The 22,537-nt window shown below is 63.2% G+C and carries 26 protein-coding genes; 6 read left to right on the top strand and 20 right to left on the bottom strand.

Features of this window, described 5'->3' with window-relative positions; translation table 11 throughout:
- Positions 1–498 precede the first annotated feature (498 nt).
- The 14 genes from JVH1_RS43370 to JVH1_RS43305 all read right to left on the bottom strand — a co-directional run bounded on the left by JVH1_RS43370 (position 499) and on the right by JVH1_RS43305 (position 11,630).
- Complete coding sequence (locus JVH1_RS43370) at positions 499–1,029, bottom strand: DnaB-like helicase N-terminal domain-containing protein (protein ID WP_009475911.1); 531 nt, start codon at positions 1,027–1,029, stop codon at positions 499–501.
- Positions 1,030–1,070: 41 nt separating this feature from the next.
- On the bottom strand, positions 1,071–1,295 hold the full coding sequence (gene nrdH / locus JVH1_RS43365; protein WP_009475912.1) for a glutaredoxin-like protein NrdH: 225 nt from the start codon (positions 1,293–1,295) through the stop codon (positions 1,071–1,073).
- A gap of 32 nt (positions 1,296–1,327) precedes the next feature.
- Entirely contained in the window at positions 1,328–1,717 is a 390-nt protein-coding gene (locus tag JVH1_RS43360) for a hypothetical protein (RefSeq protein ID WP_009475913.1), read from the bottom strand.
- Between the two features lie 99 nt (positions 1,718–1,816).
- Positions 1,817–3,436, bottom strand: a complete 1,620-nt coding sequence (locus JVH1_RS43355) for a ParB N-terminal domain-containing protein (protein ID WP_009475914.1) — start codon at positions 3,434–3,436, stop codon at positions 1,817–1,819.
- Positions 3,437–3,524: 88 nt separating this feature from the next.
- Positions 3,525–3,893 (bottom strand): hypothetical protein, encoded by a 369-nt coding sequence (locus JVH1_RS43350; RefSeq protein ID WP_009475915.1) that lies wholly within the window; start codon positions 3,891–3,893, stop codon positions 3,525–3,527.
- A 392-nt stretch (positions 3,894–4,285) separates the two neighbouring features.
- Positions 4,286–4,618: a hypothetical protein gene (locus JVH1_RS43345; RefSeq protein ID WP_237735165.1), complete on the bottom strand. Its 333-nt coding sequence runs from the start codon at positions 4,616–4,618 to the stop codon at positions 4,286–4,288.
- Positions 4,618–5,415 (bottom strand): hypothetical protein, encoded by a 798-nt coding sequence (locus JVH1_RS43340; RefSeq protein ID WP_009475917.1) that lies wholly within the window; start codon positions 5,413–5,415, stop codon positions 4,618–4,620. Before JVH1_RS43340 ends, JVH1_RS43345 begins: the two co-directional genes overlap by 1 nt.
- A 235-nt stretch (positions 5,416–5,650) precedes the next feature.
- Positions 5,651–6,094: a hypothetical protein gene (locus JVH1_RS43335; protein WP_009475918.1), complete on the bottom strand. Its 444-nt coding sequence runs from the start codon at positions 6,092–6,094 to the stop codon at positions 5,651–5,653.
- Between the two features lie 66 nt (positions 6,095–6,160).
- Positions 6,161–6,340, bottom strand: coding sequence for a hypothetical protein (locus tag JVH1_RS43330; protein ID WP_157173980.1), 180 nt, complete (start codon positions 6,338–6,340; stop codon positions 6,161–6,163).
- Between the two features lie 601 nt (positions 6,341–6,941).
- Complete coding sequence (locus JVH1_RS43325) at positions 6,942–7,370, bottom strand: hypothetical protein (RefSeq protein ID WP_009475920.1); 429 nt, start codon at positions 7,368–7,370, stop codon at positions 6,942–6,944.
- Positions 7,371–7,820: 450 nt separating this feature from the next.
- On the bottom strand, positions 7,821–8,198 hold the full coding sequence (locus tag JVH1_RS43320; RefSeq protein ID WP_009475922.1) for a hypothetical protein: 378 nt from the start codon (positions 8,196–8,198) through the stop codon (positions 7,821–7,823).
- The gene (locus tag JVH1_RS43315) at positions 8,195–8,671 is read right to left on the bottom strand and encodes a hypothetical protein (protein WP_009475923.1); all 477 of its coding nucleotides are present in this window, start codon (positions 8,669–8,671) and stop codon (positions 8,195–8,197) included. The genes JVH1_RS43320 and JVH1_RS43315 overlap by 4 nt, the downstream gene beginning before the upstream one ends.
- Positions 8,672–9,027: 356 nt before the next feature.
- Complete coding sequence (locus tag JVH1_RS43310) at positions 9,028–9,858, bottom strand: CopG family transcriptional regulator (RefSeq protein ID WP_009475924.1); 831 nt, start codon at positions 9,856–9,858, stop codon at positions 9,028–9,030.
- An 833-nt stretch (positions 9,859–10,691) separates the two neighbouring features.
- The gene (locus tag JVH1_RS43305; RefSeq protein ID WP_043779594.1) at positions 10,692–11,630 is read right to left on the bottom strand and encodes a recombinase family protein; all 939 of its coding nucleotides are present in this window, start codon (positions 11,628–11,630) and stop codon (positions 10,692–10,694) included.
- 217 nt (positions 11,631–11,847) lie between these two features.
- Here JVH1_RS43305 and JVH1_RS43300 point away from each other — a divergent pair, with 217 nt between their 5' ends.
- A complete protein-coding gene (locus JVH1_RS43300) occupies positions 11,848–12,348 on the top strand; it encodes a hypothetical protein (protein ID WP_043779596.1) in 501 nt (166 codons plus the stop codon).
- Positions 12,349–12,428: 80 nt separating this feature from the next.
- Here JVH1_RS43300 and JVH1_RS43295 read toward each other — a convergent pair whose 3' ends face one another.
- A complete protein-coding gene (locus tag JVH1_RS43295; RefSeq protein ID WP_009475928.1) occupies positions 12,429–12,734 on the bottom strand; it encodes a hypothetical protein in 306 nt (101 codons plus the stop codon).
- Positions 12,735–13,167: 433 nt separating this feature from the next.
- Between JVH1_RS43295 and JVH1_RS43290 the strand changes: the two genes are divergently transcribed.
- Positions 13,168–14,142, top strand: a complete 975-nt coding sequence (locus tag JVH1_RS43290) for a DNA ligase (RefSeq protein WP_043779598.1) — start codon at positions 13,168–13,170, stop codon at positions 14,140–14,142.
- Between the two features lie 189 nt (positions 14,143–14,331).
- On the opposite strand, the gene JVH1_RS43285 is transcribed toward JVH1_RS43290, so the two are convergent.
- The 3 genes from JVH1_RS43285 to JVH1_RS43275 form a co-directional block, all read right to left on the bottom strand.
- Positions 14,332–15,624: a zinc-ribbon domain-containing protein gene (locus tag JVH1_RS43285; RefSeq protein ID WP_083849756.1), complete on the bottom strand. Its 1,293-nt coding sequence runs from the start codon at positions 15,622–15,624 to the stop codon at positions 14,332–14,334.
- Positions 15,625–15,659: 35 nt separating this feature from the next.
- Positions 15,660–16,007: an Lsr2 family protein gene (locus JVH1_RS43280; RefSeq protein WP_009475932.1), complete on the bottom strand. Its 348-nt coding sequence runs from the start codon at positions 16,005–16,007 to the stop codon at positions 15,660–15,662.
- 183 nt (positions 16,008–16,190) lie between these two features.
- Complete coding sequence (locus tag JVH1_RS43275) at positions 16,191–17,207, bottom strand: hypothetical protein (RefSeq protein ID WP_237735166.1); 1,017 nt, start codon at positions 17,205–17,207, stop codon at positions 16,191–16,193.
- Positions 17,208–17,380: 173 nt separating this feature from the next.
- On the opposite strand from JVH1_RS43275, the gene JVH1_RS43270 reads away from it, so the two are divergent.
- From JVH1_RS43270 to JVH1_RS43260, 3 genes are all read left to right on the top strand, one after another.
- On the top strand, positions 17,381–17,800 hold the full coding sequence (locus JVH1_RS43270; protein ID WP_009475934.1) for a hypothetical protein: 420 nt from the start codon (positions 17,381–17,383) through the stop codon (positions 17,798–17,800).
- A gap of 40 nt (positions 17,801–17,840) precedes the next feature.
- Positions 17,841–18,431 (top strand): hypothetical protein, encoded by a 591-nt coding sequence (locus JVH1_RS43265; RefSeq protein ID WP_157173981.1) that lies wholly within the window; start codon positions 17,841–17,843, stop codon positions 18,429–18,431.
- 76 nt (positions 18,432–18,507) lie between these two features.
- Entirely contained in the window at positions 18,508–18,969 is a 462-nt protein-coding gene (locus tag JVH1_RS43260) for a hypothetical protein (RefSeq protein ID WP_009475936.1), read from the top strand.
- 68 nt (positions 18,970–19,037) lie between these two features.
- Here the strand turns inward: JVH1_RS43260 and JVH1_RS43255 are convergent, their stop codons facing one another.
- The gene (locus tag JVH1_RS43255) at positions 19,038–19,598 is read right to left on the bottom strand and encodes a recombinase family protein (RefSeq protein WP_043779607.1); all 561 of its coding nucleotides are present in this window, start codon (positions 19,596–19,598) and stop codon (positions 19,038–19,040) included.
- A gap of 449 nt (positions 19,599–20,047) precedes the next feature.
- Positions 20,048–21,400 (bottom strand): Shedu immune nuclease family protein, encoded by a 1,353-nt coding sequence (locus tag JVH1_RS43250; RefSeq protein WP_009475939.1) that lies wholly within the window; start codon positions 21,398–21,400, stop codon positions 20,048–20,050.
- A 279-nt stretch (positions 21,401–21,679) separates the two neighbouring features.
- Here JVH1_RS43250 and JVH1_RS43245 point away from each other — a divergent pair, with 279 nt between their 5' ends.
- Complete coding sequence (locus JVH1_RS43245) at positions 21,680–22,516, top strand: DUF6602 domain-containing protein (RefSeq protein ID WP_157173982.1); 837 nt, start codon at positions 21,680–21,682, stop codon at positions 22,514–22,516.
- The last annotated feature ends 21 nt before the right edge of the window (positions 22,517–22,537 follow it).

Genomic DNA, 22,537 nt, shown 5'->3' with positions numbered 1-22,537 from the left:
GCGATACGTCAGGCAGGTCGGGAGGACCAGGAGACAGTCATGATCGGCATCGTGTTTGACATCCCAGTGTTCGGCGACCCGATCTGGCCACCGGGTGTTTGGTACGTCAACTTCGCCCACTGGTGGAATCAGTTCTAGCCATGTCACCCCCAGGAATGTATGACCCGGTCGGCGACTTCTATGTGACCTCTGGCAGGCATTGCTTCAAGCCTGGGATGGACTGGCGGTACCGATCATGATCGGTACCTTTCCTGACCTCCCAGAATGGTTTTCGGAAGGGGAATGGGCCTTCTGGTTCCCGATCCTTACCCAAATCGCCAACTGGTGGAATCCGTTCTAAGGGGCGCGCAATGATCGGCATACTGCCTGACCTTTTCTACACGTGGTGGCTTCCGCTCGCAGGTCCATGGAACAACTTCGTTGATTGGTTCAATCAGCTCTGATCGTTCTGTCACGGCCGCATGGTGGCAGCCGCTCGTTCGACGTGTTCGCGCCATTTCACAGCTGCCCTCCTCGGATCTTGGTGAGTCGTTCGGTGGCTTCTCGTAGTCGGCGGCCGTGGGCGCACATGTGCTCGAAGAGGTCCCGTTCGGGGAGGCGTTCGGCCGCTTCTGCCAGCGATTGTGCGGCGAGGTGGAATCCGCGGCGGTATGCCTGGGTGATCACGGCGTCGGCGTAGTGTTCGGCTCCGCCGGTTGCCCCGAGCGTCGTGACGTCGGCGAGGGCGGTGGTGAGCTGCTTCCCCTTGTGTCCGGCAGTGCGGCCTTCACGGCTCAGCATGAGTGCGACGTGCGCCGAATCGTGGGGTTTGCCGGCTGCGACGAGTGCGGCGATCTGGCCGTACAGCTCCCCGTAGGTCGGGCGGTCGAAGTCCGCGGCCCTGATCAGCGCGGTCACGCGCCGAGCCTCGGCAGGCTGCGCCCACAGCAGCGCGCACAACAGCTGCGCCTCGACGTCCAGGCGGGGGTCGTAGTCCATGTCATCGGCCGAAATGGCCTCGTGCGGGTCGGCGGCGAGTGCGGTGCTCATCGGGTAGTCCTCCTGTCGGTGACTGGCTGCCGTGGCGTCCATCAGGCCGCGAGCGCCTTGATGCGGTCGATCCGGAAACCGGACCAGTGATCGTCTCCTGCAACGACAACCGGCGCCTGGAGGTATCCCAGACTCATCACGTAGTCCCGCGCCTCGGCGTCTTCGGTGATGTCGACGATCCGGTATTCGATGCCGCGCTTGTCGAGTTGCAGGCAGGTGGCGTTGCATTGATCGCACGCGGGCTTGCTGTAGACGGTGACAGCCATGAGACTTCCTCCCCTACTCCCACACCTGACGGTCAGGTGGTGGGGTGTTCCTTGTCGAGCTGGGCGACGCGCTGGTGGCTGATCTCGAGGATGGTGGCCACGTCACGCACGGACAGTCCCCGGGCGCGCAAATCGTGCACCAGCGCGCGGGACAGTCGCGAGGCCTTCTCCACGGCTCGCTGCGCCTCCGCGCTTCGCTGCTTCGCCTCGGCGATGTTCCGCAGCACGGCCGGATCACCGAGGTCGTAGTCGAGCGTGACCTCCACCTGGTCCGCAGCCACCTCGGTGAGCAGTGCGGCGGCGTCGGCCACCATCGCGGGAATCTGGTCGAGCCGCTTCGCCGGGATGAACAGCCCGTCCACCTCCGGTACGTCGACCGTCCACCACTCCCCGATGCGCACCGCATGTGCTGTGACCTTCATGTCCTGCCCTTCCTCGGCACGCTTCAGCCATTCCGAGCTGCTTCACCCAAGTGAAAGTCTACCCCCCTAGACTGTTTCAGTCTAGGGGGGTAGACACTCTTATTCGTCCAGGTCGAAGACCTGATCGGGGGTCCGTCGTCCGACCATGATTTCCTCGATCGGCGTGAGCGGATGCCCCATTCCCTCGAGGTATTCGAGGTAGGCCTCGGTGCCCCTGCGCGTCGATCGCCACGAGTCCTTGAGGATCCGTGACTCCTGGGCGGTGAGGACCAGGGCCAGAGTGAGGACCTGGGCGCGGGATGCTCCGGCCTTGTCGACCTGGTCGGCCACGAAATCCGATTTGTAGAGAGCCTTGATCGCCAGCACCTCCTTGAGGACTTCGTCCGCCCGGTACTCGGTGAGCAGGTGCCCGTCGGCGGCGAGTGTGGTGGCGACGTCCGCGGCAGCGGACTTCGGGGGCGTCTTGGCCGCCAGCAGACCGCTCAGAAACTTCCGGCGGACGACGGTCGCGGCCTCTGCCTTGATGTTCAGCGAGCGGACCATCTTGCGCTTACGCCGCACCCGCTCCTCGGTCTCAAGCTCCTTCCGCCTGGCCTCGGCCTCGGCTTCGAGCCTCTGACGTTCCGCCTCCGCGCGTGGATCCCCTTCGGTCACCGCAGCGTCCACGCCCGGTCCGCCAGCTCGCACCGCTGCCATCACGGGTGAGAGCTGCAATCCTGCGGCGTCCGGATCGGCGCACACGTACTCGGGGAGCCACGTGTCCTCGATGTTGACGGTGTTGACGTGGACCAACCCTTCGCCGGCCTCGATGTCGGCCTGGCCCTCGGTGTACCAGTCGATGGCATCCTCGTGGAGCGGCAGTCCGGTCTCGATGTCGGAGATGAGCTGGCCTTTGCTCAGGACCACGGTCCAGTGCTCGGCGTTGGCCTCGACGTTCTGAAGGGTGACCTCGCCGCCGTCGCGGGTGCGCAGGTCCGCCATCGCGAGCACGGTTCCGTAGCCGGGGTGCTCGCGCAGAACGAGGAAACCCTTGTCCTCGTACGGTGCGGCCGCATCCTCGAATTCTTCGCGTGCGATTCGCGCGGCCCTCAGCTCCTCGGCGGTCGACTCCATCCGCCAGCGAGAGCAATAGCGCAACCGCTGCACTGCCTCCTCGTCGCCGTCGAACTCCGCGAGGATCGCGGCACTCGCGAAGTCGAGCTGGTCCTCGTCGACGAGATTGCGCGCGATCTTGGATTTGCCGACCTTGGCTGCCTGCTCCACCCATGCCTTGTCTTCGTGGATGGCCTTGGCGACCTTGGCCACCGAGACACCCAGGTCCAGCAATTCAGCTGCTCCTGCGGCGCGCTGGCCGGGCGTGAGGGCAAGTCTCTGGTCGTTCGCCTCCATCTGTGCGATCAACCGCTCGGCGTTGCGTGCACGCTCGTCCGTGGCGGTGTCCAGGCGCACGATCACCGGAATCGACGTCGCGCCGGTCTCTCGCGCCGCGAGCGTTCGTCTTTGACCGTCCCGCACGACAATCTGCCCGTCTGCGAGCTGCACGGCGCTGATCGCTTCGAGCACGCCGTGGTCGCGGATGGATTCCACGAAATCGGGCGTCTCGGACAGGTCGACCTGGTCGCGGACGTTGGCGCCGATGTCGAGAGCGTGCGGGTCGAGACGGACGAACATCTCGCCGTCGATGATCTCGGCGACGGGGCCGTTCTGAATTGCAGTCATGCTGGTCTCTCTCCTAGGATTCGGATCCAAGACACCGGGCAGGTACCAACTGCCCGGTGTCTTGTGTTTTCCGGTGGGAATGGTTCAGTTAGCCGGTCGCGGACCCGTCATGTGCGGGAAGGCCGGTCACCCTTCTCCACGTAGTTCCCGTGTGGAGGTAGTACTCCGAGAGGTGGAGTTTCTGAAGGTCGGCGGCGAGTGCGTCGAACCCCAGCGCTTCCAGCAACGCGACGTAACGGTCGACGTAGCGGCAGTCGAGAAGCGCGACTTGCCGGATCACGGACTTGTCCGCGAAAACTACCTCGGCGAACGTGTCTGCGGCCTCGCAGATAGCCAGAATGTCGTACACCTTGTGTGCCTTTCGTTCGGTGAGTGGTGCCTGAGCCAGTTCAGCGCGGGCGACATCAGGACTGCTGTTTATGACTCCGTTGACCACGAAATCGTTTGTGCCGCTCACAGTTACCTCCAATTCGGATCAGGACACCTGCCGCGCCCTAATCGTTCTTTTTGCCTTGCTGGCAAGGAGAGTCGGATCGGCGGTATCAGGGCCTGGCGCAACCTCTGGGCCGGGAAGTTTCTCTGCGAGCGCCAGCGAGTGCGGGTTGAGAAAGTTCTCGGAGCCGAAGGCCGGCGAAGCCGCCAGGGGTTTTGCCAGGACCGCCGTCGATCAGGATCGGATGGACAGCAAGTCAAAGAACGATGTTCTTCAACAGAGCGGAGCGAAGCGGAGCATCCTCTTGGGGGACACCGAAGGTGGCCAGGCCGCCGGGCAGGCGGATCACCAGCTGATAGACGACTGCGTTCGTCGCGTCACCGGTTCATCCGAGACGGCGGGCCCGCGTTCGGCAGCTAGGCGGAGGGCGGTTCGCTGATGGCGTCGGCAGTGACGACCATGTCGAGTTCGAGGCTGTTCATCCCCGCGGCGTCGGTGACGTACACGGTGATCGCAGCCAGCCACTGTCCATCGTGGATTTTGAACCAGTGAGTTTGAAGCGCCGGCCGCAGACCGGACAGGTAGACCGCTGAGCTCTTCACCCGCATGCTGACGTAATCGGCGCGCGCCGATCCGCCACGTCCGAGGGGCAACGCCTTGCTGATGTCCACCTGGACCGGGCGCGGCGGGTCGAATGTCCTGATGACCGGGTGCTCGGGCCATCGTTCGGTCCAGCTGTCGGTGTTCATCACAGCGCAGCTCGCAAGGGGGTGTGGCCGGTGGCCTGGACCTCGGGGACCGTGCGCCAGGCCACCGAACCGGAGTCGCTGCGGATCTCCATACGCCGTGTGCGCCGTTGGAATCCCTTGCCGGCGGCCGCGACGTCGAGTTGCACCCCGGTGACGCGGCCGTGCCCCTCGCCGAGACCGGAGTATCCGGCGACTCGGGACTCGATGCGCAGATCCACCCCGTCCCAGCGCCCCTCGGTCACCAGCAAGACGGCGCCCTTCGACCGCGCCCGCGCCACCACCGCCCTCGCCCTCGACGGCGTCACGGCCGCGCCCGAAAGCCCGAGAATCACGAGGTCAACACCATCGAGAAGAATCGCGGCAACCTCGACCGCGGAGTCCTTCGGCTCAGGTACAAGCGCAATCCTGGAGAGGTCCGCGCCTTGCTCGACCGCGGCGAGCAGACTCAGGTCCGGCATTCCGATCACGGCCGCGTGTGAACCGGACGCGGTGACCGAGGCGAGTAGGCCGACCAGCACTGACGACGTGCCGGCGACACTGGCAACGGTGCCACGGGCGAGTCCTCCGCGCGGAAGAAGCTCCGCGATCGGAGAGGGCACGGGAAGCGTGCGCAACGTGGTCTGAGCGGTGGCCACAATCGGTGCCCGCTCGTCGACGGACCGCAGTATCACCGCAGGCATAGCCGGTTCAGTACCGTCGGAACGGGCGGGAATCGCCGCCATCTTCCGACGCAGCTGTTCGAGCTTTTGCGCCTTACTGAGCGCGTCCGAAGCGGGCGCGATCGGCTGTTCGCTCATACCCGCCGCCTTCGCACATCTCTGAACCCGATCTACCCCACTGAGTGTAGTCGAACATAGGTTCGATCCGAATGCTTCACCGAAGCCGGTCCGGGTCCGTTGCACCCCAGGTCCGGGGGCCTTTCACAATGAGCCAGGCAGCACCGACCCATGCGAGAAGGCCCGCCCCGAATGGGGCGGGCCTCCTCGATCTCGGGTATCAGTCACCGTGCGGCGTGAAGTACGAAAGATGGAGTCAGCTCGCGCTGCCCGAGTCGCCGCCTGCACCGCCGTCGGTACCGCCCGTGCCGCCGTCGGCGTAGTAGATGCCCGCGGGGACATCACTGGCCGCCGGAGTCCGCGGTTGCCGAGTCGTCGGAGTGCCCGTGCGGCGGATCGACCGGTCGCGGGCGTCGTCCTCGACCGCAGCTTTGGCGAGTCGAGTGAGATCGGGCTCAACGGGGTCGGGTGCGTCCAGGGCTCCGCCCCTCCGACGCATCACGAACGCGGTGATCATGGCGACCGCGAGGCAGATGGCGCCGGCAATGAGCCCGGCCAGCCATCCCGGTCCGAGATCGGTGGGCGGGGCGGGATTGATCACGTCACCGCCGCCGCCAGGCCAGAGGAGTGCAACGACCACGCCAATGACCGCGGCGAACGCGACTTCAATGAGCAGGATGCGGCGCATTCCAAGGGTCATGCTGGTATCTCCTTCGGTGAACGAACCGTCAGTGTGCCGTAAGGGTCTGTCATGTTCACGACCCGCTCAGAAGAGCGCTATCTGGTGCTCGGCGGCCGCGGCGTCGATCCGCTGCAGATAGGCATCAGCAAGTTTCCGGACCGCGCCCTCGCTGTATCCCATCTCCTTGGCCACCCGAGACCAGGTCAGCCCATCCTCGTGGTGGAGTTGCCAGGCATCGCGCGCGTCGTCGTCAGCGATCATCATTTCACCCTCCCAATTTTGCGCATGCGGTTTCACAGCGACCGTCATGCATTTCCCTCCGAGTCAATTATCAATTGGTCTCATAATATCGAATAAAACAAATTTTCCCAACCCTTTTTCGTCAATTTTTCGAGTAATTTACGGCGCATTCACAACCGATTTGGAAACCCCTCTGGCGAACCGACCATGTCGCCGCCCGCGCCCACTGAAACCCTTCCACCAGGGTTTAATCCCAGTTCGGACGTTGCATTGGCGGCGGCACTACATCCGAGGGAGGATTTCGTGAATTGCGAAGTCAACCCCGAACACTATAAATTTCCGGCGCGCTGCGAGAGCACGCCGAGTGAAAGGATCGCAAAGGGATACTCGACTGGGCTTCGTCTCCATACTTCACATTCCCTTTGAGTGAAAATATGGCGCGAATTGTGCTGCCGGCCGCCGTTAAGAATTGTGGTGATCGATGCCCCGGCGCCCGGGTCCTGATGGGGCGGGGCCTGGTCCGGGCCTATGTTGCGGTCGCGCGCTCCCGCCTCCTAGTCTTTCGGGAGAGAACACCGGGCAGGCTCCTACTGCCCGGTGTTCTTGTTCCCGCGAGGTGGAGGGATCAGACTTCGGCGGCCTGGGCGCTCGCAGCGGCTGCGTCGAGGTCGATCGTCACCTTCTCGAGCCAGGTCCGAGGCACATTCCAGTACCGGCTCTCGTCGTTACCCAGCTTGGCGACCTTCACCTTGCTGCCGTTCGAGAGGACTACGAACAGTGTGGACGGATCGATATTCGCCGCCTTCACTCGAACAGTCGAGCCGAGCTCCAAGGGCGTGACCGCCACGATTGGCTTCGCCAACAGTTCCTTGGGGGCGGGCACGATCTCCCCAGGGTGGGCCGCCAAGTTACGGCCGACACCGTCGAGCGGCCGCAGCTCGTAGTTCACCTTCATCCGGCGAACCACCTCGAAAACGCGGCCTCTCAGGGACTTGGTCACGTACTCGGGGTCGATGATGACCCGGTCACCGGGCTGAAACTCGTTCTCCGACATATTGTTCGTTCTCCTTTGGATGTGTGGGTGGTGGTGTTGCGGGGGTCCACCGGGCAGGCTCCTACTGCCCGGTGGCCCCTACTTCTGCGTGCGATGAGAGCTCAGCTGCCGACGTCGTGATCGTCGGAGCCGTCGATCTTGGCGCAGATCCTGCATTCCCATCGGCCCCTGACTCGGGTGCAAGTCCGCGTGCTTTCGCAGATCCAGCAGCACTGGCTTGCTCTCCGCTCGGGGCCATTCGGTTCTCTGAGATCGGCGCCGGTGCCGAGTTCGCTCTGGTCCTGACCCGGTGCCTCCGGCTCGAGGATGCGAATCTCCTGCAGCATCCAGTCGAAGGCGATGCGGCATCGTTCGCACACGTCACCGTCCTGAGCGACGGATGATGAGCAGGCGTGAATTTTGCACGGACTGAGCAATTCCAACTGCATGGGACCTCCTTGTGTTGGCGCTCTAGAGAGCTTGTCGAAGCAGAACCTGGACGGCCTTGAACAAGCAGTCCGCGCATTCTGTGACCCGATGTTCGGTTCGCTCCGGGGTGGTGTTCTCCCACGGTTTGTCGTTGTGGTGGAGAGCCACGGAGTAGCCGTCATCGCTGATGTGGAAGGTCCCGTACATGCCCGGAGACCCGCCGTCGTACCCGATGGCACCGGCCTTGTAGTACAGGTAGTCGCAGGTAGCGTCCGGGTCGACGGTCAGGTCGGCTTCGTTGGCATCGGCGAGGTGTTTGAACTCGGCCGCAATTTCGGGGTTGATGTGGATGGTCACGGGCAGAAACCCTTTCAGGATGGGTGGGTCGATCGCGGAGACTGAGACGCCGCTATCGGTCACTCGGGGCTCCAGCTCATGCCGTGGTCGCCGATGTGTGCGACCTTCCCTGCCGGTGCGGCGCTGGCGTACTGGTGCAGTGCCGTGCAGGCGCGGGTGATCGCGCAGCCGAGGGCATCGGGAGAGTTGCCGAATGCGTCGACGGTGGCCTCTCCCATGGCCAGGGCTACCGAGTCGCCCTCGGTCTCGTACAGGCCGACAGCCCAGCTCGTGATCGGCGAATCGGTGGTCAGAGCGGGTTCGCCGTTGGTGGTGGCGAGGAGGTGGATCGACCGGCCGTCGGCAGTGCGGCCGGGATTGCCGGTGAGGGCGTAGCAGTTCCCGCCGGTCGAGGTCACTTCAGGATCCCCGACGCCTGCCTCTGCCAGTCGGCCCAGCTCGTGGGCGTAGATCTCCTCCAAGGTGCCGTAGTGCCGGTAGTCGAGCAGCTCGGACGTCCCCGCAACGGGAGCTCTGGATGCTGTTGCTGTGGTCATAGGTCAGTGACCTTTCGTACGGGATCGGACCACTCGCGTGCCCCGATCGTTCGTTTTGCCGTGCTGGCAAAGGAGAGTCGGATCGGCGGTATCAGGGCCTGGCGCAACTCCTGGGCCGGGAAGTTTCTCTGCGAGCGCCAGCGAGTGCGGGTTGAGAAAGTTTCCGGAGCCTTGTGCCGGCGAAGCCGCCAGGGGTTTTGCCAGGACCGCCGTCGATCAGGATCGGAAGGCCAGCACGTCAAACGAACGATGTTCTTCAACAGGGCGGAGCGCAGCGGAGTTCGAATTGGGGCCGCCGGAGGTGGCCGGGTAGCCGCCGGAGGCGGGTACATCGCGACCCGAGTCGCCCGATGTGATCAGTCGTGCTGGGTGTTGCGGCGTGCTTGGCGGCGAGCGTGCCGGGCCATCAGGTGCGCCTTGTTCTTCTCGCTGCGGAAGATCTCCCGGTTCACTGCTTGGTCGATCTTTCCGGGCTCGTCGAGCACACGTTTCGCGGCGAGGCGCATCAGTTCGGCGCGGTCGGACCCGACCCGTGCCGCCAGCCCATCGAGCTTGTCGCGCAGGGGGATATCGAAGTGCACATTCGCCCTGGCTGGATAGATCTCGGGTCTGAGATCGCGCAGTGGTGCGATCTTCTCCAGGTCTGCGGTGAGGTCGCCAGGCTCGTCGAGCAGGCGTCGTAGTGCGACTCGGAGCAGTGCGGTGTTGAGCTTGTCCCCGTATCGGCCGGCGAGGTGCCAGATCCGTTCCTTGCTGGTGGGGTTGACCATGACGTCGACCCAGTCGGACAAGCCGGTTCGCTCGGCCTCGCGGAGCATCGGGTGTTTGTAGCGACCGGGGGTTTCGAGGAATCGGTGCAGCGCGATCCGCATGAGCGCGCTGACCGTGGTGTCGTACTCGGCGGCCAGCGCGGCGAACTTCTGTGCGGTGTCCGGTTCCAACTTGATCTTGAGCATGACCAGCGGGATCGCCCGCAGCGTTTCCGAGAGTCGCCGTTGTTCGGCGAGGCCGGTGCCGACGGCCTTGGGCTGGGTGATGAGGCGTCGGCAGGCGACACGGATCAGCGCGCCGAATCGGCGTGGCCCGATGCCTTTGGCCATCTCTTCGAGTCTGCGTTTGGTCTCGGGGTCGAAGCGCAGTGCGATGGGATCGCCTACAGGGATCCGCCCTGGCTTCGACTCCGTCATCCCTCGATCTTCGCTGTGCGCATGGTTGTGCCCCGGCATCGGGGGGGGAGGTGACGCCGGGGCACAGGGGGGTGTTCCGAGAACAAAATTGGGGGGATGCTCCAGAACGAAGCTGAGTCTACGGAGCACCACTGACATCCGTTCGCGCGGCCGCGGTTCGTCGTCAGTCGGACTTGGGAGGAGTGAACCACCGGTCCGCCTGTGGTTGCGCACCGGCACAGGGCGGTGTCCGCACTGTCTGACCGCACGAACGGCAGAAGTGTGTGCGGTGGCCGCCGTTGCTTGCAGTGTCACAGGCGCACACCTCCCAGCCGACGACGCACGTGTTCGGCCCGAGCATGTGCCCTGAGGGGCAGTGCACCGGAGCGCGTTCGACGTGCTTCACCCCTCGATTTTCGCACATCCGTTCGATAGATGTAATCTTGCTGCTGCCTCGGCACGGAGACGATCCGCCGCGGTGCACAAACTCTTATACCGCCGATGACCTGCAATTTCGGCGTCTTGAAGACTGGAGGGCTGATCCGATGGCGCCAGGGGACACGGTGTTGCTCCACCCTCAAGGGGTCTCGAAGTTCAAAATCCTCTCCATCGATGAGGACGGCCACGCGCTCATCGAGTCCCTACTGGCCAGCCCGGGCACCTATCCGTTCAGCGTCCAGACGAAGTTTCTGGTCCCGGCGGATTCCTAGCAGTCAGCGGTCTCGTCCCGGCTGCGCTTCATCGACGCCTGCGCAGGCTTACCGCAACAGCGCGCCCGACAGGCCCAGGATGCATTACCGGCCGCCATGTGCACGTTCGCGGTCAACGGGACTCTGAGGTCTGGACGTCGCATCTCATGCGTGGTCCGGGCACAAGAGGCCCGGTGCAACGGTCCATCCCGCTGCGGTGAGCCATCGTTCGACCGGCTTGGTCAGTTCGCCGTTCCGCGCCTCTTCTGCGAGCGCGCCGGCGAGGATGGGTCCGTCGCCACAAATACTGCAGGCGATATCGAATGCCGGTTGTCCTGGTTCGCAGTGCCGACAATGGTGTCGACTGATCAGCGTTCCGCGGTGCTGGGGATCGGGATGAAGCCAGATCACCGCGAGGTCAGCGCGTTGATGCACTGCCTCGGCGCGAGTGGTCGGCTCGTGACCGCAAGTCGGGCACGTGCGAGAGTTGGGTGCCGGCGGACCGGCGACTACGGCGGTCTCCTGCGCGAGCGGTGTGGTGTCCACCCTTCGCTTGTTTAAGTGCCCATAGACCGTGGTGCGCGGCACTTTCAGCATGTCGGCAATCTGGGCGACGGTGTGCTCTCCTGCGTCGTACAGGCGTTGAGCGAGTGCGATCTGGTCTGGACCGAGCTTCGAGGGTCGACCACCCTTGCGGCCGCGGGCACGGGCGGCGGCCAGTCCGTCACGAGTGTTGGCCGCGATCAGCTCGCGTTGGAAGTCGGCCAGGACCGACAGCATCCCGAACATGGCACGGCCCTCGGCGGTAGCGGTGTCGATGCCCTGCTCGAGGACCCTCAGACCGATTCCGCGCTCCCGCAGGTCGGCGCCGAGTGTGATCAGGTGCAGCATCGACCGTCCGAGCCGGTCCAGCCGGGTGATCACCAGGACATCGTCCTCGCGCAGCCGCGCCAGCACCAGATCGAGTTGGGGGCGTGACGCTTTCGCCCCGCCCGCCTGGTCGACGTGGATGTTCTCGGACGCCACTCCGGCGCGGCGCAGCGCATCGACCTGGTGGTCGGGGTTCTGGTCTGCGCTGGGCACCCGCGCGTAGCCGATCAACATGTGTCGAGAATACCCTCGTTCGAGGTTTTCGACATAGTTTTTCGACACGAGTTTTCGACGCTCTGTGCTGGCACTTCTCCGGGTCAGCGGGGTGTCGGAAACGCATCCGAGCAGTGCACACACAACAACTCGTGGGCGTCATCCACGGGCGGTACTGCTGCGGCATGCGGGTGATCGCTCAGGCCGATCTGTGCAGGTGGACCCGTAGTCTCTCCTGGTGCCCGCTCCCTCCAACGACCTCTCCGACGAGCATCCCCCAGTGCTGCCGTCATTGACCGCACTGGGTCCGTCGGCGGATCCGCACGTGATCACCGTGCCTGCCCGGACCGGCACGAACATCGAGCTGCGGATCCACACATCGCTCACGGTGTTCGATGTCGCGGCCGAGGAGTGGGTGCCGCCGGCATCGGGATTCGTGGTCACCGTGCTCGTGCACATCGTCGACGCCGCAACGGGCCTACCGCGGTATCTCCCGGTCACCGAACCGGGCGAGTGGGCGCGGGCGATCTTCGCCGATGCCGACGCGACGCAGGGGTATTTCCTCGGCGCCGTCGACCCGGACACCGGTGAACACCGGGACGGGCAGCTGGCCTACCGGCTCTACCTCGACGCCGACCGGCAGGCGATCCGGGCGCCCCGCCAAGTCGTTGGATGTCCGCACTACCGCCTGCAGGCAGGCGATACCGATCCCGAGATTCGGATCGTCACCACCGCCTGATCCAACGACAGGTCCCGTCCATCCAGCCGGACAGTCAGAACGCCCCTGCGGAGTTCTCCACGGGGCCGTTCCTGTGGTCGTCAGGGATGATTCCGACCATTGCCTGACTCTCGCTCGGTCACGCGCGCGAGCATCTGTTCCATCTGCGGCCACCCGACCCGCAGATCGGCGGCGATCATCCCTGCACGGGTGTCGAGCTGCGGCTCGAACGCGGCGAAGATCACCCGCGCAGCTGGGGCGAGGACCTCGTGTTCAACAGCTTCAACGGTCTCGCGTGACCAGCGGTCCTCGTTGGTGGTGGTGTCGGGTTCCCCGAACAGCTCCGTCAGCCGGTACCGGACGTATCCGGCCTGCTCGAGGTCGGTTGCGGTGTAGAACTCGGTCATAGTTCCCCTTGTGCGTTCGGGCTTGGCAGTTTCCGGTGTCTCTTACTGGGCAGTTGTACCGATCCGCCTCCGGCGGTCGATACACAGCGTAGGAGGGGTGCGCTTCCATTCAACTGAGCCCGTTTCCGACCAAGGAGATCACGATGGACCTCTTGTTCTGGTACCCCTGGCTCACGCCTGTTGTCGACGTAATGGTTGCAGCAACGAGGTGGTGGCAGTCGCTTCCATTCAACTAACCCCGGAGGTGATGGCGGTGATTCCGATCCCCCCGTACGGGTTGGGCGGCAGCTGGATGGTGTGGACGCCCTGGCTGGTGCCCATAGTTCTCTGGTGGAACTCCTGGCACTGACCCTGTACCTCGCGCGCCGCCGGCGACGCGCTGTCCTGAGCCTTCTACCTGCGTAGCTCCCAGGTCACGGGCACAATCGGGGCTATGCGGCTGATCGCGCCCATGCTGGCCACGGCCGGCACGCTTCCGGACAACACGGACCGCCCGTGGAGTTTCGAGATGAAGTACGACGGGTGCCGGATACTGGCCTCGGTCGGTGGCGGGCGCGAGCCGGTGCTGTGGACCCGCGCCATGAACGTGGTGACATCCTCGTATCCCGAGATCGCCGAGGCATTGACAGCGGCGTTCGGCGGCCGCGGGCGCATCGTTCTCGACGGCGAGGTAGTCGTACTCGATGATCACGGCAAGCCCTCGTTCGGACTGCTCCAGCGCAGAATGGGGGTTGCGCGTGCGACGAAGCCATTACAGAAGCGAATACCTGTGACATTCTTACCCTTTGACGTCCTGGCGCTCGACGGAGACGATCTCACGAAGGCGTCGTATCTGGATCGGCGGGCGGAACTGGCCGAGCTGGATGCGGTCATCCAGGACGTCGGCGGCCTGCCCATCACCGTCCCTCCGTTCTGGGAGAATCAGAGCAGCAAAATCATGCTCAATGCAGCGAGAAGTGCTGGCATGGAAGGGATTGTGGCCAAAAGATCGGCGTCGATCTACCTTCCGGGCCAGAGGAGCCGGTCCTGGATCAAACACGCAATCCGCACTCGCAGTTCGGTTTTGGTGATCGGATTCGTCGGCTCGAGCCGATCGGTCGCGGCGCTGATCCTCGGGGCGTACGACGCGGAAGGACGGTTAGTCCAGGTAGGTTCTGTCTCCAGCGGACTCACGGTCTCGATGCGCCGACAGCTCCGGGAGGACTTCCGGCCGCTGGAACGCCCTAGCAGCCCTCTCACGGACCCGTCAGCGGCCGCGGAGACCTTCCCTGGGGTTCAGTGGCTGACTCCTCGGCTGGTCGTGGACGTCGCCTACAGGGCGCACACGGCGGGCGGGCTCCGGCACCCCTCATTGAAAGGCCGGCGCTTCGACGTCGATTTTCAATCGGTTCGTGTGGAGGACCTGTAGCCCGGCCAGAGGAAAGCCGCCGACACCTTCCCCGGCGTCAGCGGCTCCTCATCCCCTACGTCGAGAACGCTACGCAATGCAGGTCTTACCCCGGCTCGGGGGTGACAGTGGCGCGCCATATCGCCTCTCGGCAAGTGGTCGCTCGCAGCCACCGATCGTTATGTGGTACCCGGTGCGTCAGATACCCAATCACGTTAAGGGTCGAGGCTGCTCCCGGCCGCTCCGTTCGACCTCACCATTGATGACGCCATAGGCGAGGGGGTTCGGTGTATGCAGCGGGTCAGGCTTACCGATGAGGGGGTGATCGATCAGCGGCGCACCGAGAATCGCCAGGCCGCCACGGTGCAGGGTCAGTCCGGTGATCGATCCCACCAGCACAACCGTCTTGTCGTGAACCATGAGGACGATCGTTGATGCAGCGACGTGATCGGCCCGGAACTTCCACACTCCACGTCCCCGCTCCCACAGTTCTTGCGGAGTGAGATCTGGGGCGTAGCCGACGTGCGTTCGGCCGAGGGGGTCGTCGGGTTCGGCGGGTGAGGATTCGTCGAGCGCGACCCGTAGGGCCGTTATCCGTGGTGTGAGCTGCTTCGGACGGAATCGCTGCAGTTCGGTCTCTGCCCCTTTCTCGCGGTCCCGGGGAAGGTGGCTGAAGGCGGGATAGTGCCTGTCTGCGAGGTTGACCAGCGGGAGCTCACCGGTCGCGGAGAAGCGTTGTCGCTCGCAGAATTGAAGGCGCCGCTCGATATCGTCCGGTAGCGGTGTGTCGAGGATGTCGAAGCCGAGCTTCTTCAGCGCCCATCCGACCTCGACAGTGTGCCGGCCGGGAAGATACGTCGAATGCATGTGACCGGCGTCTTCCGGCACGGCCGAGTACATCTCCTCCCGACAGTCCTGCGGCAGCGCATCGAGGATGCGCAGCATGCACGCGCCGAGCACGCTCGATGTCGGCTCGCTCAAAGCGTGACGATGCTCGACGGTCGCGATAGCGACGTACACGCTGACCATGCGAACGAAATATGCCTCCACCAGCGGGAAGAGATCTTCCCACCACTCGACTGTGTCGGCCGCTTTGCTGCAGAACAGGGCGTAGTGCGGGCTCTCATCGAGGATGCGGACCGCGGCCGCGGCCGAATCGTCCAGGGCGTCGAGAATCAGTTGTGCGTGCTCTGTGCTCTCACACTTGTCGCACGGGTGGGCCAGCACTCGAAAGGTGGATTCACTGCGCCGAAACCTGCGGTGACCGCAGCTGTACACAAGGCAGCCAGGAGCTACGCAGTACAGGCATGCGGTGAGATCCCCCTTCTTCCACATCGCGTGTGACCGGCGTTGCAGGGGCGTTTCTCGCCACTCGTGACCAACAGGACAACGCCACCACAGCATCTCGTGAGAGGAGGCCGTGGTCGAATCAAGATCGACCCCGGCATTGCGGGCCCGATGTAGTTGCCGAAACAGTTCTGGGTGCTCATCTTTGAGACGCATACCAGGTGCATGCTCCTGTTCTGAGGCAGGTGCCGTCAGTGGGCGTCGTGGAAGGCTTGCTCGACCTCGGCGGGTATACGACCGCGGGAGGAGAGCTCGTAGCCCTGCTCAAGTGCCCAGGCGCGGATCTTCTTCGTTTCGCCCGATGGCCGCTTCCCGGGAGTGGGGTTGCCCGGCCGGTCCGCACGGTGCTTGCGGCCGCCGACCCGGGTGGAGTGCGCGATGTAGTACTCGAAGGTCTCTCGGAGTTCCTTCGCGTGCTCGTCTTTCAGGTCGATCACGTACTCGACGCCGTCGACTGCATAGTGGATGCTCTCGCCGTCCTCACCGAAGGCGGTGCCGTCGATGTCGTCGACCATCTCAACTACGACCTTGCGTGCCACAGATTCCACTCCTCGTTCTCCGGTACAGACCGGATGAAAGTACTGGCAGTATCAGAAAACTCCGCGAGTCCCGGGCTCCTATGGGTGCCCGGCCGGATGGTCTGACTCCGGGAAGCTCTCGGCCCACTCCCCGTCATCGGTCCGGACCTCGAAGTGCGCCTCCCACCGGGAGATCGAAATGAGTCACTTCGTGCCGCCCCGTTCGCCGTCCTTTGTGGCCGCGCTGGCGATACGCGCCTCGGCGAGTTCGTCGCGCAGCTCATCAGCTCGCTCGCGGGCAGTCGCAGCCTGCGCCTGCGCGGTCACGAGATCCGCCTTGGTGGCGCCGAGCTCGTCACGGAGTTCGCCGGCTCGCTCACGAGCGGCCGCTGCCTGCGCTTGGGCGGTAGCGAGATCCGCCCGGGCGGCGGCGAGTTCGTCGCGGACTGTGTCCACCCGGGTGCGTTCGGACTGCACTGCGGTCCGCGCCTCTGCGAGATCGGCCTCGAGCCGTTCGATGTTGGCCGTCGCCGCTGCCGCTGCGCGGTCAGATTCACTCCGGACCTGGTCAACCTCGCTCACGAGCTCGGCGTTGCGTCCGCGCAGGGTCTCGATGATTTTGTGTTGTTCTGCCGCCTGGTCGCGGTGCTCGGCGGCCGCGCTGTCGAACTGCTGCTGCCACCGATCAAGGACTGCGGCGTGCTCCTCAGTGAGCGCGGCAAGCTCCTGCTGCTGAGCTACCCGCAGGGCCTGCAACTGCTCAGCGTGCTCACGCTGGGCCTCGGTCAGGGCCGTCGCTGATTCCGCGGCCGCTGCTTCGGCGGCCTGGGCGGCGACGTCGGCATTGGCCCGGTCATCGAGCGCCGCGTCGAGCTGGTTACGGAGTTCTTCGATCTCCGCGGCGGCGTCGGCCTCCACCTTGGCGGCAGTGACCTGCGCGCGACGTAGATGGGCGTCGATCGCCGCTGGGTCTCCGAGTAGGTCGACCGCACCGGTGATCCGATCGGCGACCGCAGACAGTCTTTCCAACGCGCCGTCGGCTTCCTGCCGCAGCAACGGCAGGACCTGCGCCAACGCCGCCGCCGCCTCGGCCGGATCGGTCGGCAGTTCGGTCTCCGCCGCGGCAGAGGCGGCCTCCTGCTTCTGCCGCGCCCGCCAGGCCCGGACTCGGTCGGCGTCCGACGCGTACTCCCGGGGCCTACCCGGCTTGTTTTCAGCCATTTCGACGCTCCCACCGTTGACGTGAGGTAAATCGTAACACATTATCGTTTCGTTTCATTACGTTTCGGTTATGAAACGAAACGATACGAAACGGCGAAATGTGTAGCGCGCTTCACGGTAAGTGTGTAGCGTGCTTTACGAAATAGGGCAGAACCGCTGATGAAGGAGACAGAATGTCGCCGACCTATGCCGCTCACATCGTGACCAGCGACGCCGTCGCCCTCGGCGATCCCGAGATCCTCGTGATGACCGCTCCGGACGAACCCGGCCTCATCGCCAGCTATCCCCTGGCCGACGACGAAGCCCCAGAGGACGTCCTGGCAGCGAACGGATGGCGGGTCACCAGCGGCGACACGCCTACGGTCGAGATGGGCTACAGGATCGTGGAGGTCGAGGCCGTCGATTGGGAGCAGATCGTCAAACACGTGACGTTCGCCAAGGCACAGGCGGAGATTGAGGCGGGCCGGCAGGACCTGGCGTGGCGTACCGCACTCCGCGATGCGATGCGCGCCGGCGGTTCAGCTACACGGCTCGCAGGGGCGGCCGGAGTCAGCCGCGAGCGGGTCTACCAGATTCGCGACGGTCGCCGGTAAATCCCTCTCCGACAACGGATGAAGACGAGCAGAGTTCCCGGTGCCGTTCGGCGGCCTGGGGGTCTTCCTCGTCGGTTTCAGACCTGGCTGGCGTAACAACCCCGGATCAACAGAAATCAGCGACAATCGGGCAGTGATGGACTCTCACGGATCCGGTGGAATGGCAGCGTGGTGGGTTAGCACCACCCAGGTACCCCGTTGGGGAATCCCGCTTTTCGCCGGCCTCTCGATGTTCATCGGCTTCTTGCTTGGCCGCTGGTTTGAGGTTCCGGGATCGTCCGAGTTCTGGACGATTGCGGGCCAACCTGTGGCGACTCTCTTCGCTGGGCTAGCTGCGTTGGGGGCGGCTATTCTCGCCTACATCACAGGTAAACGTGCGTGGCACCAGGCGAAGGAACATCATCGCTCGGACAGGAGCTGGTCAAGGCTTCAGTGGGTGATCGACAAAGGCGCAAGCCCAGGTAGTAATGATCCAGGCCTAACGGAAACGCTGCGTGAGAAGATCCTCGACGCGATCGAATCCGAGTCTTACAGTCTCGACGACAGCACATTGAAGGAGGCCGTCGTCGCCTACTCAACCGAAGTTATTGACAGGTATCGCGAGGTTAAGGATGCTCAGCAGGCGTCCTAAAAACCTAGGTCCGGATGCAGCGACCTCCTGACCACTGCAACACCTGCGATGACGCCACAACTAGACAGGCCGCACGATGAGCACTCTTCGAGAGCAGATCGCCAACCTAGAACCCACCGAGTACGCGCGAGACGCACACGCAGCGGCACGCTCGGCGAAACGTCGCGCTGAACGGCTGGGTCGCCCCGTACCGGACTCCGCGCTGGAGATCTTGGCCATTCCTGAGGACGAGCTGGCCCGTCAGCGTGAGAAAGCAATCGAAGTTGCCCGCGAGGCCGCAGCGAGTACACCTTCAACACCAGCGAATGAGTTCAGTGGCGTCGGCCGCGATCACGTGCTCGATTCTGACGTTGAACTAGAGGAGGAGGACGAATACGAGGAGGACGAGGAGGACGAGGACGAGGACGAGCAGGAGGCGCGACCCAGGAAGCGCATTGCCGCACCTCGGAGGACCGCGGAGAAGGTGAAAGGAAGGGTCCGCGGCGCCCGCGGCGAGAGGGCACAGCCCACGGCGGCCCGACGACGAACGAATAGGTAACGCGCACCCTCCGCGACGTCTTCTCAAGATTCGCCGCTCACCGAATCAACAATGGTGGGGACGCCGCATCAATCCGACCCTTCCGCGAGATGCCTGTAGAGGGTTGCTCGTCCGATTTCTAGGACGGCGGCGATCTCAGTTTTCGGTGTGCCGTCCTCGAGCATTCGCAGGATCTGGCGTGCTTTGGCGGGGGTGATCTTGGCTGGCTGGCCACCGACCCGGCCACGAGCACGCGCTGCGGCGAGGCCGGCCAAGGTGCGTTCCTTGACCAACTCACGTTCAAATTCTGCGAGAGAGCTGAATATGTGGAACACCAATCGTCCTGTGGGCGTGGAGGTATCGATACCCTCGGTCAGGCTCCGGAAGGCCGCCCCCTTGCTTTCGATGAGTCCTACCGTCTCGATGAGATGACTCAGCGAGCGGCCAAGCCGGTCTAGTCGCCACACCACCAAGGTGTCTCCTGCGCGGAGGCTGTCGAGAGCCTGTTGCAACTGCGGGCGCTCCTTCTGCGCGCCTGAAGCAACTTCTTCCCACACGCGTAAACAGTTCTCGGCCGCCAGAGCGTCTCTCTGAAGATCCAACGACTGGTCGGCGGTTGACACTCTCAGGTACCCCAATACGGCGCTCACAGAGCAAGACTGTCTCAGAAACGTCCGACACCCACGAGCGGGCGATTCAGTGGTTGAGACGGGTTTCTGAGACACGTCACAGTTTGATAACTTCCGACGTCGGATTGGCCGGTGGACCTCCCCCAGCGTGCCGATCTGCTCGAGCGGCCCTCACTTGCAGCGCTAGCCCGACGGTGTCTCACGTTTCGGTGTCTCGGAAATGATCGATAGCGAGACAGTTCCGGATTCGACGTACAGAGAGATAGCTCGCCAGAGTCCACCGAGGCGACCACTCCGTCGGGTGGTGAGATCCGTAAATCCGTAGATCCGCATGTACGTAGATCCGTAGACGCTCGCCTACCAAAAAGTAGTTGTCTCACGAATCAGCGCCTCAGAAAGGACCCGATTCCGAAGCAGGACAGACACAATCCGTCGATACCCGTGACGGGCCTCGGGAATCCGCGCTGCCGCTAGCGATCCTTGTCTGGCGGGAGAAGGAAATCCCGCAGGATCTTAAGCTGTTCTAGGATCTCGTCGTACGTCACAATCTTCACGCTCCGCGAGTTTCCTCGGTACATCTCGAACGACTTCTTCTCGTCATCCGAGGAGGGGGTGCGCCCAATAACGACGAAGCACGACACCGCGTACGCCTCCAGATTTGTCACCCGCGAGGCGACTTTCTTACTCGCGAAAGTAATCATCAGGCGATTCGCCTGATCCATCACCTGTGTCACGGCGCCGGCGAGTTCTTTTGACGGGCCGAACGCACCCCCGCGATACGGCTTAGCGGTGAGCAGCGATGTTGCCGGCTTTTTAAGCTCCACCAAAGCCACATTATTGGTCAGCGGGTTCTTGAACATGTAGTCGGCGATCTTTTCTCCGCTACCGTCGAATCCGACACCACCGACACTTGCACTTGACTGAAAATGGACCATTGGCACGCCGAATACCTGCTGAAGTGCAAAAGAATTGTCGTCAAAGAAGTTCTGCCAGAACCCCTCCTTCTTACGGCTAGCCATTGCATCCTCGTAGGACGCAATGAGCAGATCGAGGCTTACGAGCTCGACATCACGGTGGAGCTTCACAAACGACTCCGGCCGTGTCCGCGCCAGTACCGCGGACTCGGATGCAAACGTGTCGAGCAGCGCGTCCTGCTCTTGCTTGGTCAACTCCGTGACACCGCCAGCCGCCTTCGTCAGCACCTGCGACACCGGATGGCGGCCGAGGCTGTACACCGCCGGCTCAAGCCCGAAGGTGGAGGCCAGTTCATTGTGAACGAATGCATTTTTGACGCGTCCAGCCCCGTCATTGCCGCGGCTGTTGATTCGCCGGATCTCCGAAAGGATCGCCTCGAAGCGATCCAGGCCGAACAGCAGCTGCTTCCCGTCCACTGCGACTGTCGTCCCTCCCATAAAGTAGATTTCGTCGCACTCGGTGTGCTCCTCGATCAGTCGTACGAGGCGATTGCAGTCCTTGAGTAGCCCAAGACCAGATTTGTAGGTCTTGCGGAAGCCGTTCGGCAAATACTCAAGAATCTCCGTGAAATCAACATCATCGATGTCAATATCCGGCAAGGCAATCGTCAACGTGCGAATTACCGGGTACCTCGACTGGAGGTACTTCTCCTTGTCCGGGAATGTGTTGATGGGGAAGATTCGCAGCTCCGAACTGTCCCCTGAGAAGTTGAGTATCCGCACCCCATTGGAAGCCCCAGGATCGTCGGTTGGAGTATCGAGTGGGACGAAGAATCCGTCCACCTCATTATCACGACGCCGAACGTCAAGTTCGGCCTTTATGTCCTGGTCACTGCTGTATCTCACCACGAAGTGAGTGTCTCATCGTTCGGCATTCCAGAAGTCGTCGATTCGCAACACTGTCGATCACTGTGAGCACCGGGGGTGAGGTAGGTGGCACTACGAAGGCTCCTCGTGGGGGTATTCTCCGCGAGTGAGGGATGCCTCCTTGGCCTTGTATCCGGCGTCCTCACCATATTCAGCCCACTGGTCGCGCGGAAGACGCGGGTAGTCGGTTCAGCAGCGCCGGCCACCCGCCAGTGCATACCTCTTCGCGCAGGCGGAGAGTAGCCATGCCATGGTTTGTGAATGGCGATCTTGGAAGAGTACTGGTCCGGCGTGCTTCGTCGACTCCAGGCTGAGGTGGACACATTCAACCGGTTGATTGATCACCAGGGAGAAAAGGGTCGAGAAAACGAGCTTTCCCTGGCGCGCGTGCTGGAGCGTTTAGTCCCTTCCAAGTACGGAATAGGCTCTGGTCTCCTCATTGACTCTGAGGGAAATTACTCAAAGCAGATGGACATCGTCGTCTACGACCACTCCGAAGAGCCAGCCCTACTTGCCCAGACGAACCAGGTTCTATTTCCGGTGGAAAACGTCAGGCTCTGCATTGAGGTGAAAACGACAGCAGACAAAGAGGAAATAGAAGACGCGGCCAAAAAGATGGCCAGCATACGTGCTTTGAAATCAACAGGAACCCATCCATCTTTTGCATTCGTTGGATATCAGGCATCACAAATGGCTAAGACGATCGCTGGACATTTGAAGTCCGGCGAGCAAGACAATCGCCTTGATTTCGCATGCGTTCTTCAATTAGGAATGTTCGCATCGAAGGCAGAATTCGCACCAGGGGTCGTCGAGAAGGAGGAGGAGTACGTTGTCGGCGTGACCCTCATGCACAAACGAACGGACAACATTCGAACTTCGGGAACATTCATGCAGCCTTCCGATGAAGACACAACCGACGTCTTGTACGACGGCCACCAATATCCCATCGTAAATATAGGCGATGATTTCGTCTGCGAGCCCTCGCGGGCACTTCTACTGTTTTGCGAGTCCATGCTCAACGCGCTGACGCTCGGAGATCGAAGGTCCGTCTTGTCCCACTACCTCACGGATACCGGGCGCGAACTTACGAGACTATGAGAGGAAGCATCCGAGCCCGAG

It is taken from the genome of Rhodococcus sp. JVH1 (genome assembly GCF_000280725.2).
Lineage (GTDB): Bacteria > Actinomycetota > Actinomycetes > Mycobacteriales > Mycobacteriaceae > Rhodococcus_F > Rhodococcus_F jostii_A.
Note: the sequence above shows the minus strand (reverse complement) of the source record. Positions and strands in the feature narration are given on the sequence as shown.